The following is a 16,374-nucleotide window of genomic DNA, read 5'->3' on the forward strand; positions in this document are numbered from 1 at the left end:
CAGTCGGCGTCATAAGACTTCAGGCCAAGAAGGGGAAAAATATGGCATCCATCTGCAGTGTCTTGCCAGAGTTGCTCTGCAAGTTCCCTGCCATTGACGACGGAACGATCCGCCTGGCTCGCAAGACCATCGACGATGGTTTCAAGGGTTTCGTCCGCACCTATGGCGACGCCATCGACACGGTCGTCCAGCCGCTTCAATGGTTTCTGAACTATCTCGAAAGCCTGTTCGTCAGCTCGCCGTGGATCGTCATCCTCGCGCTCATGGTGGCGATCGTCTATTTCGGCAGCCGCAACATCAACATCACCATCGGCACGGCGCTGTCGATGATCGCCATCGGCCTCGTCGGCCTGTGGAACGACACGATGGTCACGCTCGCAATGGTCACCGTCTGCACGCTGATCTCGATCCTGATCGGCATTCCGATCGGCATTCTGATGGCGCGCTCCGAGCGGGTGCAGTCGGTCGTCAATCCGGCGCTCGACGTGATGCAGACGATGCCGAGCTTCGTCTATCTTATTCCGGTCGTGATGATCTTCGGCATCGGCAAGGTTCCGGGCCTCATCGCCGTCGTCATCTATGCCGTGCCGCCGATGATCCGGCTCACCAATCTCGGCATCCGCCTCGTCGACAAGGAAGTGCTCGAAGCCGCCGACGCCTTCGGGTCGTCGGCCTGGCAGAAGCTCAAGAACGTGCAGATGCCGCTGGCGCTGCCCACCATCATGGCCGGCATCAACCAGACCATCATGATGTCGCTGGCGATGGTCGTCGTCGCATCGATGATCGGCGTGGGCGGCCTCGGCAAGAACGTGCTGCAGGCGATCGCCAACCAGTTCTTCACCGTCGGTTTCCTCAACGGCTTCGCCCTTGTCGGTATCGCCATCATTTTCGACCGTACCAGCCAGGCCTTCGGCAGGCGGCTACAGAAGCATTCGGAGGTTATCCATGGCTAGTCACGCGATCGAGGTGAAGAACCTCTACAAGATCTTCGGCCCCAATGGCGGCAACTATGTCGATGCCGTCAAGCGGGGCCTGGGCAAGGCGGAACTCAACGAAAAGCACGGCCACGTGCTCGGTCTGCAGGACATCAACATCTCGATGCCGGCCGGTGGCGTCATGGTGGTCATGGGGCTTTCGGGCTCGGGCAAGTCGACGCTGATCCGCCACATCAACCGGCTGATCGACCCGACCGCAGGCGAAGTGCTCTATGACGGCGTCGACGTCTGCAAGATGAACGACAACGACCTGCGCGAATTCCGTCGCCACAAGACGGCGATGGTGTTCCAGAAATTCGCGCTGCTGCCGCACCGGACCGTGCTCGACAACACCGTTTACGGCCTGGAGATCCAGGGCGTCGGCAAGGCCGAGAGCGAAAAGCGCGCGCGCGGCTGGATCGACCGGGTCGGTCTCCAGGGCTTTGAGAACCACTACCCCAACCAGCTTTCCGGCGGCATGCAGCAACGCGTCGGCCTCGCCCGGGCGCTCACCAACGATGCCGACATCCTGCTGATGGACGAAGCCTATTCGGCACTCGATCCGCTGATCCGCGTCGATATGCAGAGCGTGCTTCTCGACCTACAGAAAGAGCTGAAGAAGACCGTCGTCTTCATCACCCACGATCTCGACGAGGCGCTCAGGCTCGGCGACAAGATCGCCATCCTGCGGGATGGCCGCGTGGTGCAGCAGGGAACGGGCCAGGAAATCGTGCTGTCGCCCGCCGACGACTACATCAGCGCCTTCGTCAAGGAAGTGAACCGCGGACGCGTCATCAATGTCGAGACGATCATGCGGCCGCTTTCCGGCAACCCGGAAGGCATGCCGCTGACGATGGGCACGGTGCTGGAATCGGCGGCCCGCGCCATGACCGGCGCTCATCTCAACGTGGCCCATGTCGTCGACGAAAACGGCCGCCCGATCGGCGCGCTCGATCTGCCGACGATCATCTCGGCCATGGTGACGCCCACCAGTCACGAGGACAAGAGAGCCGCATAGACAGGCCAATCGGCAGCAAGGGCGCTCGGCACCTCCCATCGCGGGAACAGGCCGCAGCGCCCTTCGCATGTCAGGCGGGTCGTATCGTCTGCGGGGTGCAACTCGGAAGACGCACGCTGTCGGCGCTCATGCAGCAATTCAAAGTGCTACAGCGACCTTTGCGCGTCTAATAAGACGCGCGGCGCTGTAGGCCGATGTCAGCCTCGCATTCGCACCAAGTGCTCTACGGCGCTGTTCAGTTGGTCTTCGTCGTTTCGGCTGCAGCCGGCTCGACGGTGCTTGCGGACGAAAGCGTATCGCTGGTCGCCGGGAAATACTTGTCGAGCAGGCCCATCATCTGGGTGTCGCGCTTTTCGGCGGTCTCGCCGCCCATGACGACGCCGACGAGGCGCTTGCCGTCGCGCGTCGCCGACGTCACCACGTTATAGCCAGACGCCGTGGTGTAGCCGGTCTTGATGCCGTCAGCGCCTGCATAGCGGTTCATCACGCCGTTGTGGCCGCGAAGCTTCATGCCCCTGAATTCGATCTTGCGGTTCGAAAACAGCGCAAACTCTTCCGGGAAATCGCGCATCAGCGCAATGCCGAGCGTCGCCATGTCACGCGCCGTCGTCACCTGCTCCGGATCCGGCAGGCCGTTGGCGTTCTTGAACACGGTGCTGGCCATGCCGAGCTGGTGCGCCTTCTCGGTCATCACCTTGGCAAACCCGGTTTCAGTGCCGGCCAGCTGTTCGCCGATGGCAACGGAAGCATCATTGGCCGACAGCACGATCATGCCCATCACGGCTTCGCGGACGGAGACGGTGCGCCCGACGCCGACGGCCAGCTTGAAGGGCTCCTTGCCATTGGCATTTTCCGACATCGTCAGTCGCTGGTCCCACGTCAGCTTGCCGTCGCGAAGCGCTTCGAACGCAAGATAGATCGTCATCATCTTGGTCAAGGACGCGGGATAGTTCAGCTCGTCGGCATTCTCGGCTTCGAGAACGGTGCCGGTCTGCGCGTCCAGAACCAGATGGGCTTTTCCGGCGAACGCGTAGGACGCACCGCCGAGCAACAGACCGAGTGAAACCGCCGCCGACGCGAGTGTCCGGATAGTGAAATGCATGATGTTCTTCTCGTTTGAGGCTATCGATCAGCGCGCGATACCCGCGGGCAAGCTAGCGACTACATAAGTGCCGCCTTTTACAGCGATCACAAGCGAGCCGCAATCGCCTATCGGCTGCGGCTTTTCGTCGTGAGCAATCGCCCCGCTTCCGCCACAATGGCGTCAACGGACAACCTGGCTTCGGCGCCAGATCGAACCTGCCTAACCCTCACGCGCCGCGACAGCCCTCGCCCCAAAAGGCCAGCCTGACAGAAAGGGTTTTTCGATGAAACGGAAGGTCAGAGTAGAGACAACCAGCACCCCACCTATCGCAGCGAGCGTCACCAGCGTCGCGAAGCCCTGGTCGAGCGTCAGAACCGTGTCCCCATCGGGAGCGACGTGGGTCGGAACCTTCAGGCCGAAGCGCAGAATCTGGGTGACCGCCCAGCCGACAATGGAATGGGTCAGGTAGACGCTGTAGCTGACGGTGCCCAACCAGACGAAGGACGGCCACTCGAGAAAGCGGCGAAGACTCGTGTCCTCCTGCAGGTTCGCCACGGCCACAACCGTGACCGCAAAAAGAGGCGGCAGAAGGATTTCCGCGCGGCCGCCGCCGAGGCCCCAGATTGCCAAAACGACGAGCGTCAGCGCCGCTGCAGCCATCGGCGCCGCCGCCTTTCGGGGCAATCGGACGTGGAGCGAAGCGGCCCACGCCCCCAGGAAAAAAGAGAATACGCAGCGGATGATCGCAAAGATCGGATCGGTTTCGAGCCGTCCGCCCTCCAGAGCGAGCAGGATGATGGCCGCTCCACCCGCCAGAACAAGGCACCAGCGCACCGGTAACCGCAGGAGACCCACCGTCAAAGCGAAGATCAGATAGGTCCAGAACTCGACCGAAATGGACCAGCTCGGAATATTGAACCCGAGTTCGCTCAGAACCACGCCCTGCAGCAGAAAAAGATTGGCAAGGAACGCCTTTGCGTCGGACACCACAAAGGCGGGGTTATTGGAGATGATGCCGGTCTTCTGTTCAAAGATGTATTTGAGACACTCTATGCCGAGGAAGATCAGCAGCGTGAACAGATGAAGCGGATAGAGGCGCCAGAACCGCCGGCGCTGGAAGCTTGCGAGCTCTGCGGGGCTCGACAATCTGTTGGCATAGTTGAGAGCAATCACGAAGCCGCTGAGCACGAAGAAGAAGTCGACCATGAGGTAGCCGTGCCGGATGAAGGCATTCTCACTCAGCAGGCTGCCGTAACGGAAATGGTGCAGGACAACCGCAAGGGCCGCGAAACCCCGCAAGGATTCGAGCGCCAGGAGTTTGGGTTTCTTCACCATTGCGGAGAATGCTCCATCGCTGGCGGCAAGCGCCGCCATTTCGTCACGTTGCGCCCGTCGTTTAGACGGTCTGCTTCGAGAAGACAGGTCCCGCAAGGACGATTGGAAGCTACCTTCGCCCGGGAAGCCTTAAAATCCGGTAATGGGCATTCTGCGTTGAGCCAAAGACATTTGGCTTCTGTTGTCGGGGCAAGGCAAAACTGCCCGCTTTGGCAAAAGATGCCCGATTGAACCGAGCCGCCGTTTCATTCGACCTTAACCCGATTGCGCCATGCTTGATGGCAGGTCCCGGCCCTCTGGGGGCAACTGCAGACGGGAACCGCAAACCCGGAGGTGGCGCCGTGTCGGCGACGCCCCAGCAATCTCGGCGCCCTGATGCAAGTACCCCCCGCCACGGCAGACTTACCCACACGTCGGCATCCAGTGCCGGCGCGGGTAGGCTACGACGTTGGGCTCGCACAGCTGACGCGCCATTTGGCTTCGCTGCTATCCGGCCTCGGGCTCTTCCTCATGGTCTTCACGCTGATGCCCTTTCAGGGCGCCATGGAGACGGACCCGAATGCCGCCAACGATGGCAACATCATCAACCAGGTCGGCTACATCGTGCTTGGTGCGGTCTATCTGTTTGCGATGCTGCTCGTGGTCGACAAGCGGGTGCTGGCGCGGCTGGCCTCGCCGGCCTGGGTGGCGATCTTCGCCATCGCCTACTTCTCCTGCCTGCAGTCCTACGATCCGGCCGCCTCCGCCCGTGGTCTGACGCTCAGCCTTGTGGCGATGATCATGGTGGCCGGCGTGCTGGTGCTGCCGCGCAGCGAGGAGGATTTCGTTCATGCCGGGGCAAATGCCATACTGCTCCTCATCCTGATCGACTATGCCGCGCTCATCGTGGCGCCGGAACTGGCCATTCACTCGGCCGCCGGCGGCGAGCCCTGGCATGCCGGCTTCTGGCGCGGCCATCTCCTACACAAGAACGTCTCGGCGCCGGTGTTTTCGATCCTGTGCATGTTCGGGATCTATTGCCTGCGCTCCGGCGCCACGCTTCGCGGCTGGGCCATCACCCTGCTCTCGGTCAACTTCGTGCTGCACACCGGCTCGAAGACCACCATCGGCTTCCTGCCAATCGCCATAACGCTGGTGCTTGCCGGTCGCGCCGTTCGCAGCCCCGGCCTGATGATCGTCGCGCATCTGGTCATGTCGGTCGTCGTCTTCGGCCTGACGCTCGGCACGATCTATTCAGACACCCTGCTTTCGTTCACCAGGGCGATCATCGACGATGCCACCTTCACCGGACGCGACGACATCTGGAAGTTCGCCAGCGCCAGCATCGCCGAGCACCCATGGCTAGGTCAGGGTTACTCCAGCTTCTGGCTCTCGCCCGTCATCATGGGCCTTGAGGCCAACTTCGAGGCGAACTGGGACGTGCGTGGCATCGTTGCCGGCCACAACAGCTATCTCGACGCGGCGCTGACATTTGGCCTGCCCGGCGGTATCCTCATAAGCCTGCTGCTCTTCGTCAAACCGCTCCTCGACTACATCCGCGCCTCGCGCCGGCCGGAGGGTCGGGCCTTTGCCGACTTCTGCGTCATGGTCGTCATTTTCATGACTTACAACGCCATGCTCGAAAGCTTCTTCCTCAACCGCGCCGACCCGATGTGGCTGCTGACGGCGCTGGCCATCTTCGGGCTCGGCCTTGCCGGGCGCTTGGGCCTGCGCCACCAACAATTGTCCCGGCCACCCACGCCGACGCTTGCAAAGACATAAAGATATCTTTATATCTTATTGCATTCATTCTAGCCGGGAAAAGCCGATGACCGCTGCAGCCAACGTTCTCTCCGACCTTATCGCCGAAAAAGGCGTTCTTCTTGCCGATGGCGCCACCGGAACCTCGCTGTTCGCGATGGGCCTCGAAGCCGGCGAAGCGCCGGAAATCTGGAACGAGACCAGGCCCGAGAACATCGCCAAGCTGCACCAGGACTTCGTCGACGCCGGCGCCGACATCATCCTGACCAACTCCTTCGGCGGCACCCGCCACCGCCTGAAGCTGCACCACGCCCAGGATCGCGTGCACGAACTCAACAGGCGCGCGGCCGAAATCGCCCGCGCCGTCGCCGACCAGGCACCGCGCAAGGTCATCACCGCCGGTTCTGTCGGCCCGACCGGCGAACTGCTGATCCCGCTTGGCGCGCTGTCCTATGAGGACGCGGTCTCGGCCTTCGTCGAACAGATCGAAGGCCTGAAGGCCGGCGGCGCCGAAGTCGCCTGGATCGAGACCATGTCGTCGCCGGACGAGATCCGCGCGGCCGCCGAGGCCGCCGCCAAGGTCGGCATGCCCTATGTCTATACCGGCTCCTTCGACACCGCCGGCAAGACCATGATGGGCCTGCACCCCAAGGATATTCACGATGTCGCCAAGGATCTGGGCAATGGCCCGGTCGCCGTCGGGGCCAATTGCGGCGTCGGCGCGTCCGACATCCTGTCCTCGCTGCTCGACATGACCGCGGCAAAGCCCGAGGCGACCGTGATCGTCAAGGGCAATTGCGGCATTCCGGAATTCCGCGGCTCGGAAATCCATTACTCCGGCACGCCGCCGCTGATGGCGGAATATGCTCGGCTCGCGGCCGACGCCGGCGCCAAGATCATCGGCGGCTGCTGCGGCACCACCTGCGGGCACCTCGCCGCCATGCGCGTGGCCCTCGACGAGCATTCGCCGCGCGAACGCCCGACGCTCGATGTGATCATCGAAAGGATCGGCCCGCTGCGCAACAAGTCGGCCAATGAAGCTCCATCGGCCCCGGCCCGGGAACGGCGCAGCCGCCGCGGCTAAAAGCACTTCCAGGGGAAGTGCGAAAAGCACGCAAGATCGACAAAATAACGAAACGCTCCGGCATCATCTGATCCCGGAGCGTTTTCATTTGTAGCGTTCGCTATGGCTCTCGCAACGAGCGGGAATGCCCCCGAAAATCAGGCGCTGCGCTTGATCGCACTGTCCGCCCGAAGATGCTGCCGCCAGGCCTCAAGCCCGATCTCGATGTTCTTGCGACCGAAGCCGACACGGAAGCGATCCTCAGCGACCGGCAGCAGGTCGGACACGAACAGGCTGGATGGCAGCAGCAGCACGCCCGCCTCTTCCACCAGGCGGCGGCAATGGGTCTCGACCCCATCGGCTCCGAGATAGCGGGCAAAACCGACGCAGCCGCCATCCGGCTCCCGCCATTCATAGAGGGCGGGGAATTCGGCAAAGAAGGCTCCGAGCTTTTCGAGGTTCGAGGCGCAAAGCGCCCGATTGCGTGTCAGCAGTTGCTCGCGCGCCTTGAGTGCGATCGTTGCCAGAACCTCGGACGGACGCGAATTGCAGATCGACAGATAGTGCTTCATCTTCTCCATGCGCTCGATCAGCGCATGATCGCGGCAGGCGATCCAGCCGATGCGCAAGCCCGGCAGGCCATAGGCCTTGGACATGACGTTGAGCGAGATGCCGCGCTCGAACAACTCGGCCGCCTGCGACAGCCTCAGCGCCGGGTCGCGCTCGAGCCCACGATAGACCTCGTCGCTGAAGAGATGGATGCCGCGTTCGGCGCAGAGCTCGGCCAGCGCCTTGAAGGTCTGCTGATCGGCGATCGAGCCGGTAGGGTTGTTGGGGAAGTTGACTGCAATCAGCCTGGTGTTCGGCTTCAGCGCCGCACGCACGTCGGCAATATCGAGGCGCCAGTTGTTTTCCGGGCGCAGCGGCACGCCGGTGACCGAAGCGGCGATCGTGACCGGCAGCGTTTCCATCGACTGATAGTTTGGCACGGTGACGATGGCGTGGTCCTGAGGGCCGAGCAGCGCCAGCATGGCGCAGTAAAGCCCCTCCTCCGCCCCGGCAAAGCAGAGAATGTCTTCAGCCGAGAGCCCCTGATAGGTCGACGCAATGGCCGCGCGCAAGGCCGGTGCGCCATAGGTTTCGGTGTAGCCGAGCGTCAGCTTGTCCCAGGCTTCCCGGTCCGCGTCGTCGGCCAGCGCCAGCAGTTCGCCCATGCCGATGGTTTCGCTGTCGCTGGCGGTCATGTGGTGGCGCGCCTTGAACTCCCAGCGGGAGAAATGCGTTTCGAGGCGGAAGTCTGGCAAGGTGGTCATATCGGGTCCTCCAATCGCTGCGTCCGGCGGACGGGCGAAACCATTGTCTTCGTCGTGATCAGGAAGCGTCGCCGCGGGCGGCAGTGAGATAGTTGTAGATCGAGGCGCGCGAGGTGCCGATCAGGCTGGCAAGATGGTCGACGGCGTTGCGGGTCTTGAACAGGCCGCGCTCCTCCAGCGCCGCCACCAGCGCCACCCGGTCCGCCCGTTTCAGCGCTGAAAGCGCGAGCCCCCGCTCCTTCAGCCAGTCATGCAGCGACGCGTTGATCTCTTCGCGCCAGTCACGCGAAAACAGCACCTGCGGCCGCGGCTGCGCAGCACCGGCAAAGGCGGAAAGCAGCTTCACGGCATTGTCGATCATCGAGACATCGAGATTGATGCAGAGCAGGCCTGCCGCGTCGCCCTTGGCGTCGCGCAACACCGCCGAGATGGACTTGATGCGCCGACCGTCGACTCCAGTCTTCTCGTATGGCCCGAGCACGTTTTCCGCGCCCGAAACCACGCCGAACTCTTCCTCGATCAGCGAATCCTCGCCGACCGCCCGGCCGGAGGAGGCATTCCAGATGGCAACGACGGTGCCGCGCTTAAGGTCATGCAGCACCACCTCCGCATGCGGATAGAGCAAGGCGCTGATGGTCGCAGCCGTTGGCGCGTGCATGGCAATGTCGAAGGCAATGGCGGGCTTTATGTTCATGTCACTGGAATGACCGATTCTGGACTTTTTGTCAATTCTAGACGTTTCGTTTAAGTGCATCATTCACCGATGCTTGCGCGCCCTGCCGGCCTGTCCTATCCCGAAGAAAACGAGATTCGCCTGGAGACACTGACATGAATGCCGGACCCGCTTCCTTCCCCGACAGGGACACCGTTGCCGACAAGCTTTCGGCTTTTGGCGAAGCGGATCAGGCCTTTATCCGCCTGCTGGCGGAAAACCCCGAGCAGGACGAGCAACTGATGGAAGGCCTCCATCGCTGCCTCGACATCGCCTCCGAAGCCCGCTTCCTCAACACGTTGAAGCTCGAAAAGCTTGGCCATTGGCTCGGCAGCGAGGCCCCGGCGCGGCTGCAGATGCGCCTGATGGAAGCCGCCCGCTCCAGCCAGCACCCGGCCTACCAGGCGTTCAGAACGGGTTTGACGAAATCAGGCGGCCTGGAGCGCGCGTTTCCGAAGGGTTGAGGTTAGGCGTTTAAAGAGCGCCATGGGGCTCGGCGCGATCACAATGAATCTTTGACCTAGCTGGTTGGTCCGCTGCACCTTGCTGCCCGAGTGGGATTTCTCGCCCTCATTCCTGTGCTTGTCACAGGAATCCAGCAGCGCCGTGTCTACGGCGCGGAAGAGCTTGAGGAAGAAGGGCCACTGGAAGGATCCTTAACTGCGCAGACGCGCCGTTACTGGATTCCTGTGACAAGCACAGGAATGAGGGAAGTGGTACCGTCCGAGGACAAGGAGACGGCACCTTTAGTCAGGACGATGGTTGCCGGGCATCGGACTATCCCTTTCGGCAACGGGGTCCTTGAACTCCCCGACGCCTACCAAACGGACCACGCGCAGAACAGGTTACGTCAGACGAAGGCAGCGCCGTATATCCCTTCTCCCCGCAAGCGGGGAGAAGGTGGCGGCAGCCGGATGATGGGCCACGCCGCGGTAACGGCGCAGCCTCATCCTCCCGCCCGACCCTCAATTGGCCGAGCCGCCGCCCGAAAGCCCCTTGGCGAGCCGCACCAGATTGACGAATTCGCCGCGATAACCGAACGGGTCCGCCCCCTTGGCCGCTGCCGCCAGATCGACGACGGCATCATAGGAATAGTCCGACAGCGCCGTCACACCCGAAAGCTTCTGCCCGAAGGCGGCCACGGCGACCGAGAAGCGCACGTCATTGGGCGCCTCTGCGAGCGATGGCACGGCGTTCGCCTCGGTAACCGGCGTTGTGATCAGTTCGCTTTGGTCGCCATCCGGTTTCTTGTAGCGGATTTTGAGGAAAGCGAGTTCGCCGGTTTTCGTCGTCGCATCGGCTGCCGGCTTCTCCGCCGCCGCGTAGCGCAGGTCGTCGTTCAGCACCGCCGGACTGCCCTTCGGCGTCACCTCGTAGATCGCCGTGACGCTGTGGCCGGAGCCGATGTCGCCGGCATCGACCTTGTCGTTGTTGAAGTCCTCGCGCTTCAGGGCCCGGGTCTCGTAGCCGATCAGGCGGTATTCGGCGATTGCATCCGGGTTGAATTCCACCTGCAGCTTGACGTCCTTGGCGATCGGGAACAGCGATGAGCCCGCCTCTTCCACCAGCGTCTTCTGCGCCTCGGCCAGCGTATCGATATAGGCGGCCGTACCGTTGCCGTTCTGGGCAATCGTCTGCATCAGCGCATCGTTGTAGTTGCCGCGGCCGAAGCCGAGCACCGACAGGAAGATGCCGCTCCTGCGCTTGGCCTCGATCATCTGCTTGAGCTCGTCGTCGCTGGCGGGACCGACATTGAAGTCACCGTCGGTCGCCAGCATGATGCGGTTGACGCCACCCTTGACGAAGGCCTTCTCCGCCAGCCGGTAGGCAGCGTCGATGCCCTCGGCACCGGCGGTCGAGCCGCCGGGCTGCAACGTGTCGATCGCCGACAGGATCTTCGCCTTGTCCTTGACCGCGGTCGGTTCCAGCACCGTGCCGGCATTGCCGGCATAGGTGACGATCGAAACCGTATCCTCGGGCTTCAGTTTCTCGACCAGCAGCCGGAAGGCGCCTTTCAAGAGCGGCAGCTTGTCCGGCTCGTCCATGGAGCCGGAAACGTCGATCAGGAACACCAGGTTCGCCTTCGGTGCCTGCGCCGGCACGACGTCATAGCCCTTGATCGCCACGTGCATCAGCCGTGTGCCGCCATTCCACGGCGTCGGCGTCACCGTCACCGTCGCCTTGAACGGCTCAGTGGCGCTCGCCGGGCGCGGCCAATCATAAGGAAAATAGTTGACCATCTCCTCGACCCGCACCGCATCGCGCTCCGGCATCTGACCCTCCATTAGCGAGCGGCGCACGAAGGCGTAGGAAGCCGTATCGACATCGACCGAGAAGGTGGAGACCGGGTCGGTGGCGACGCTCTTGACCGGATTGCTGTCGGCCTTGTTGAAGCGCTCGCGGTTTTCCTGAGGAGCCGGAGCCATCTCCTCGGCAACAACGGGCGCCGGCATAAAGGTCATCCGTGTCTCAGCGCCCGGAGCTGCAGAAAGCGGTGCTGCGCTATCGCTCATCATCTGGTTGCCCAAAGCATCCGCCTCGGCCTCGGCAGTGGGCGCCGGGTTCTCGGCTCGCGCCGCAGATTGAACCTCGACGGTCTTCTGTTCGCGGGCGCGGGCAAGCGCCTCGGCGGCTGGCTTATCGGCCGGTGGCCGACCCTCAGCATCAACGGCAACCGACCCGCCGACTGCAAAGCCGGAGGTCTCCTGCCTCTTCGCAGCAGCTAGGTTTTCGTCCACCGCCGACGCAGTCGGAGCTGACTTCGGCCGTGGCGCTGCCTTCTGTTTCGGCTCTCCCTTCACCGCGATCTCTGCCCCGGTGTCGCCGGGCAGCACGGAGTTGCGCGTCAGTTCCAGCGTCAGGAACGTGGCGGCGGGGATGACCAGCAGCGTGGCGAGTGCCGATCCGGCAAGCAGTTTCCTGTTCATGATGGGGCTCCATATCCGGTTGAAGATGGAGCTTTGACGAACCGGCAGCATTGATCCTTGGGTGATGGTCGAATTTTCTTCTGCCATGTCGAAAGCCTGCATGGCGGCCGCGAGCGCACGCGCGCGTGCCTCGTTCGAAGCCTTTGGCGGGGTCAGCCCGGAGAGCTTGTCGAAATCGTCGGTCATGATCACACGGCCTCCTTGCCAAGCAATGTCTTCAGCCGCTTGCGCGCCTCGTGCACGTGCCAGGACACGGTCGCCTCGGAACATCCAAGCACATCGGCGGCCGCGGCATGGCTCATCCCCTCGGCATAGACGAGCAGCACTGCGTCGCATTGTTTTTCCGGCAGCGCCCTGACGGCCGTCCAGAGCGCCTCCTGGCGATCGTCTTCGGCCGTCTCGCCGCCGCCAAGAACGGCCTGCTCGTTGGCATAGGCCTGTATCCTGCTGGTGTCGCGCATCTGTCGGCGCTTGTGGTCGCGCGCCGCGTTGAGCGTTAGGGTGTAGAGCCAGGTGCGAAACCGGCTGGTGCCGCGAAAGCCGCGAACGGCGGTACCCAGCCGTACGCAGACGTCCTGGGCGATGTCTTCCGCATCCGCGGCATTGCCCGACCAGCGCCAGGCGACGGCATGGACAAAATCATAGTGCCGCTCGACCAATTGGCCGAACGCCCGTCTGTCTCCAGACACCGCTTTCTCGACGAGTTCAGCGTCCAATGGCGTGCCCGCTCCTAGCTGTTTTGAACCTTAGACGTTGCACGACGACAATTCCTTGGGGCCGCGACGAAAAAAATCGCATCGGCCCCAAAGAAAAAACTAGCGCGGGAATTTTCCGACGACGGCGATCATCGGCCCCATCGGGAACAGCCGGTCGTGCCGGTTGATATCAGGCGCATAGAGGCTGGAGATCGTGCCGTCGAGGAAAAGCGCGTTGGGGCAATCGAGCTCGTCGCGGAAAAGCGTCGCGAAGTCGTGAAACCGCACCGGCCTTTTCGAGACGACGAACACCACCTCGCCCGCAGCCGTCACGCCGACGCCGTTGCGGGTCTTGAGGCTGGTGCTGTCGGGCAGGAAGCGCGGATGCAGCTCGCCATCGATCACCAGCATCGGGCCGGACTGCGTGGCAAACCGGGGCCGGATATTGGCGGCGCGATAGGCGTCCGCCGACATCACCCCCGCCTTGCCGCCATCGACATAGAAGACGCCGTTAGGAAGAAGGTGGAAATTGCCCCAGCCGGTATTGGTGTTGAGCGGCGCCTGCTCGCGCCCCTCCTCGATATGCAGGCCGACCGGCGACAGGTCGTCGTGATACATGCCGCCGTTCATGGCAAAGAGCATGTATTCGTCGCGATGGCGCAGTTCCAGCGACAGCGCCCGGAACGAGCGGAAGGGAACGCCGGCCTGATCTTTGTTGTAAAGACGGATGTCGTTATCGGCGGGGTCGACGGTGCAGGCGATATAGTCCTGCCCGAGATGGCTGACGTCACGGCAGGCGCCGAGCGCCGGGCCGGCAAGGCCGGCCGAGAGAACGGCACCGACGAGAAATGGTTTTGGAAAAAGCGGCATGAAAAACATCCAATGGAATCAGTCGCCCAGCATCATCGAGATTGCGGCGGTTCTGGCGCAGGAGCGAGGAAAATGCTGATGGCAGGCCCGGCCTCGCCGTAGACGGACAGGCCAACCGTGCTCTCCCCCTCACCCCTGTGCTCGTCACAGGGGTCCAGCCACAGCGCGTCTGCGCCGTGAAGGAACCAAAACCTCGCTGTCTGCTGCATGACGCGGTCTTTGCGCGCCGCCGACGCGGGCGGCTGGATCTCTGTGACAAGCACAGAGATGAGGGAGAGGAGAAATCGGCATCCGTAGCCGCAGCCAAACATGGCATCGTCGCGGTGTAGGTAGGTCGCCGTCGCAATTCTGTGCGCACAGGGATGAGGTAAGGAAAGTACAGGGCCTTACGGCCGCGACAGTTCCGCTCAGCCGCCAGCCATAATCCCGGCAATGCCGGCCAGCACAAAACAGCCGGCCGCCGCCGCAAGGCCGAAGATCGCCGCCAGACAGGCAAGGCCGGCAACGCCGCTGCGCAGGTAAGAGTTGGGATTACCGGTGAGGATCTCGCTCGACAGCCTGGTCAGCAATCGCTTTTCCTGCAGCGTGAAGCGCAGGTTGCTGGCGTGCTGGCGCGCCACCCGCTGCACCTCGCCGTAATTGTTGGCGATGGCAAAGAAAGTGAGCAGCAGGCCAATGCAGCCGACGACCAGGGCGGCCTTGCGTAGAAAATCGATCGCCTCCGGCAGCAAGCTCGCGCCCAATATGGAGCTGTCGAACAGACCGTCGAAGCCGGCGATGCAGGCCGCAACCACCGCGGCATGGGCGGCGGCAATCGCCAGCAGGCGCTTGTACGCCTCGTCGAGAAGCTGCGAATTGGCGGCATGAATACTGTCCAGACGCGATACCTGCGCGTCGACTTCCTCCCGCGACAAGCGCGGGGGAAAGTTGCTCACGGATACCACTGGGCTGCGCGTCATGAGATGGTCTCCAATGCCACACCGTCCAAATCGGTATAAATTCGGAAATTTTACGTTTCCAGAACACCTGCAATTTTAGTCATTTTGGAGATTTACACCATCTTTGCGTGCCGGAGCGGAACAGCGAAACAGGCGCTCGGTTTTCCATGCGCACCCAGCTGCGGGGACAGCACCAGTCAATCAGCGCCGGAAGGTGACGGCGCAGGTCGTGTGGATGCCTGTGCCGGCGGTGCCTTGGGATTGTGCGTTACGCACGTCACTTCCTGCTGTGTATGCGGCTGTGGAAAGTATGCCCGAGCGGCCATCGGTGGATGGGCAGGCTGGACCTTGCCGTGTCATTCACGGCCCCGGCCGACGCTTTACCGTCCTCTATTTCATTGGAGGCTTCGGCGCAGGTGAAAACGCCAGCGTCAGCCACACATTCCAGCCTTCCGGGCGGTTTTTGGCCCCGAACTCGTAGTATCCCTTGAGGTTCACATAGCCCGCCGTTTCATCGCCGGCGTCGAACTTGCAACCGAGCTGGGGACCGACCCCGAACACGCGGGACTTGAAATCACCAAGGGTCGCGCCTTCGCCGCTGTCCCCCGTAAGCTGCTGATAGGCGTATCCAACGACGCCGACATGGACATGCTCGTTCAGGAATTGCGATGCGGCCCAGTCGACGTGCCCATCAATGCCGTTCCGATAGTCCGTATCGGGGTTTTTGAAGTTGTAGGTCAGGCCGCCGACAATCGAAAACTCGCGACCCGTGTCCGGATTGAGATAGGTGTATCCGACCCCGCCATCCATGGCACCGTGGCCGAGCCCCAGGTTCGCCAGGCGATCAGGATCGTAGGAACCAACGGGAATGCCGCCGGTCATATAGACGAGATAGTTGTCGACGTCGTCGTTCCATTTAAGTGCCGCCTGGGGAAGGACATCGCCAAACGCGGTTAGAGAATCGCATCTTTCGCCGGAGACCGAACCGCCGAGCGGCCCAGTCAAGGTGGCGTCTACGCAGGCGTGGCTTCGTCCCGCAACGCCCAACAGGCTGAGGGCGAGCTGCCCACCCCATACGGGCTGATCGAAGGTGTAGGTCGGTCCGAAGGCAACCAGGTCGCCGCGCCCGCTCATGCCGACATCGACTTGCCCGGCCCCGCCGCGTGGAAAAGCCTCGCTCGCACCCGCGCTGATGGAGGAGTGGTAGTAGATCGAAGCGAAGGACCAGCCGGGTTTACCCGGCACCGCAGCAAAACTGCCGTATAGGCCAGGCAGCCAGAAACTGACGCCAAATTCATCCGCGCTGGCCTGTGACGCGGCAAACGCAACCACGAACACCAGCGAACCGGCGCACATCTTTCGAATCATGCGACCCCCTGCATTAGCCTACACACACTAGGTTACAATCGGGGCAATTCAACCGCATGTTTCCCGCAACGGCGGCATGTGACGGAGGCTTCAAATGCGCAGGTTCGCCATGGCGATTCTGAGCCTGTTGATCGCGGCGGCCCCGGCCAGCGCCGACGACAAGCTGGTCAAAGACCTTGACGCAAGGACAATCGAGAGCCGAGCGATCGAGGCCGTCAACTGGGGCATGCCTGTCGTCAACTTCGACCTGATGCTGCAGGCGATGATCACGGGCGCCAAAGGCAAGCCCAATCAGATCGTCTACTGGTCTCGCCTGCCGGACTGAAAGAACCAGACA

Annotated in this window: 15 protein-coding genes; 6 read left to right on the forward strand and 9 right to left on the reverse strand. The window is 62.6% G+C overall.

The window, feature by feature from the left end; all coding sequences use genetic code 11:
• Positions 1 to 41 precede the first annotated feature (41 nt).
• Both ASD52_RS30215 and ASD52_RS30220 read left to right on the forward strand, forming a co-directional pair.
• Positions 42 to 953, forward strand: coding sequence for a proline/glycine betaine ABC transporter permease (locus ASD52_RS30215; RefSeq protein WP_025427381.1), 912 nt, complete (start codon positions 42 to 44; stop codon positions 951 to 953).
• Complete coding sequence (locus ASD52_RS30220; RefSeq protein WP_025427382.1) at positions 946 to 1,992, forward strand: glycine betaine/L-proline ABC transporter ATP-binding protein; 1,047 nt, start codon at positions 946 to 948, stop codon at positions 1,990 to 1,992. The genes ASD52_RS30215 and ASD52_RS30220 overlap by 8 nt, the downstream gene beginning before the upstream one ends.
• A 235-nt stretch (positions 1,993 to 2,227) precedes the next feature.
• Here ASD52_RS30220 and ASD52_RS30225 read toward each other — a convergent pair whose 3' ends face one another.
• Both ASD52_RS30225 and ASD52_RS30230 read right to left on the reverse strand, forming a co-directional pair.
• Positions 2,228 to 3,094 (reverse strand): D-alanyl-D-alanine carboxypeptidase family protein, encoded by an 867-nt coding sequence (locus tag ASD52_RS30225; protein ID WP_025427383.1) that lies wholly within the window; start codon positions 3,092 to 3,094, stop codon positions 2,228 to 2,230.
• Between the two features lie 201 nt (positions 3,095 to 3,295).
• Positions 3,296 to 4,411 carry an acyltransferase gene (locus ASD52_RS30230; RefSeq protein ID WP_158071734.1) on the reverse strand — a complete coding sequence of 372 codons (1,116 nt, stop codon included), beginning with the start codon at positions 4,409 to 4,411 and terminating at the stop codon, positions 3,296 to 3,298.
• 375 nt (positions 4,412 to 4,786) lie between these two features.
• On the opposite strand from ASD52_RS30230, the gene ASD52_RS30235 reads away from it, so the two are divergent.
• Positions 4,787 to 6,172: an O-antigen ligase gene (locus ASD52_RS30235; protein WP_082571913.1), complete on the forward strand. Its 1,386-nt coding sequence runs from the start codon at positions 4,787 to 4,789 to the stop codon at positions 6,170 to 6,172.
• 46 nt (positions 6,173 to 6,218) lie between these two features.
• Positions 6,219 to 7,235, forward strand: a complete 1,017-nt coding sequence (bmt, locus tag ASD52_RS30240; protein ID WP_025427386.1) for a betaine--homocysteine S-methyltransferase — start codon at positions 6,219 to 6,221, stop codon at positions 7,233 to 7,235.
• 137 nt (positions 7,236 to 7,372) lie between these two features.
• Here the strand turns inward: bmt and ASD52_RS30245 are convergent, their stop codons facing one another.
• Together ASD52_RS30245 and ASD52_RS30250 are read right to left on the reverse strand one after the other, a co-directional pair.
• On the reverse strand, positions 7,373 to 8,527 hold the full coding sequence (locus ASD52_RS30245; protein ID WP_025427387.1) for a pyridoxal phosphate-dependent aminotransferase: 1,155 nt from the start codon (positions 8,525 to 8,527) through the stop codon (positions 7,373 to 7,375).
• A 58-nt stretch (positions 8,528 to 8,585) separates the two neighbouring features.
• Positions 8,586 to 9,221, reverse strand: coding sequence for a PAS domain-containing protein (locus ASD52_RS30250; RefSeq protein ID WP_057226418.1), 636 nt, complete (start codon positions 9,219 to 9,221; stop codon positions 8,586 to 8,588).
• 134 nt (positions 9,222 to 9,355) lie between these two features.
• On the opposite strand from ASD52_RS30250, the gene ASD52_RS30255 reads away from it, so the two are divergent.
• Positions 9,356 to 9,703, forward strand: a complete 348-nt coding sequence (locus ASD52_RS30255; RefSeq protein ID WP_025427389.1) for a hypothetical protein — start codon at positions 9,356 to 9,358, stop codon at positions 9,701 to 9,703.
• A gap of 501 nt (positions 9,704 to 10,204) precedes the next feature.
• On the opposite strand, the gene ASD52_RS30260 is transcribed toward ASD52_RS30255, so the two are convergent.
• The 5 genes from ASD52_RS30260 to ASD52_RS30285 all read right to left on the reverse strand — a co-directional run bounded on the left by ASD52_RS30260 (position 10,205) and on the right by ASD52_RS30285 (position 16,037).
• Positions 10,205 to 12,352 (reverse strand): VWA domain-containing protein, encoded by a 2,148-nt coding sequence (locus tag ASD52_RS30260; protein WP_113567277.1) that lies wholly within the window; start codon positions 12,350 to 12,352, stop codon positions 10,205 to 10,207.
• A gap of 2 nt (positions 12,353 to 12,354) precedes the next feature.
• Complete coding sequence (locus tag ASD52_RS30265) at positions 12,355 to 12,882, reverse strand: RNA polymerase sigma factor (protein WP_025427391.1); 528 nt, start codon at positions 12,880 to 12,882, stop codon at positions 12,355 to 12,357.
• A 99-nt stretch (positions 12,883 to 12,981) separates the two neighbouring features.
• Positions 12,982 to 13,731, reverse strand: a complete 750-nt coding sequence (locus ASD52_RS30270) for a phosphodiester glycosidase family protein (protein WP_025427392.1) — start codon at positions 13,729 to 13,731, stop codon at positions 12,982 to 12,984.
• A 407-nt stretch (positions 13,732 to 14,138) separates the two neighbouring features.
• Positions 14,139 to 14,690, reverse strand: coding sequence for a hypothetical protein (locus ASD52_RS30280; protein ID WP_025427394.1), 552 nt, complete (start codon positions 14,688 to 14,690; stop codon positions 14,139 to 14,141).
• Positions 14,691 to 15,059: 369 nt separating this feature from the next.
• The gene (locus tag ASD52_RS30285; protein ID WP_025427395.1) at positions 15,060 to 16,037 is read right to left on the reverse strand and encodes a transporter; all 978 of its coding nucleotides are present in this window, start codon (positions 16,035 to 16,037) and stop codon (positions 15,060 to 15,062) included.
• A gap of 94 nt (positions 16,038 to 16,131) precedes the next feature.
• Between ASD52_RS30285 and ASD52_RS40830 the strand changes: the two genes are divergently transcribed.
• Positions 16,132 to 16,362 carry a hypothetical protein gene (locus ASD52_RS40830; RefSeq protein WP_025427396.1) on the forward strand — a complete coding sequence of 77 codons (231 nt, stop codon included), beginning with the start codon at positions 16,132 to 16,134 and terminating at the stop codon, positions 16,360 to 16,362.
• Positions 16,363 to 16,374 lie beyond the last annotated feature (12 nt).

Source organism: Ensifer sp. Root142 (assembly GCF_001426785.1).
GTDB lineage: Bacteria > Pseudomonadota > Alphaproteobacteria > Rhizobiales > Rhizobiaceae > Ensifer > Ensifer canadensis.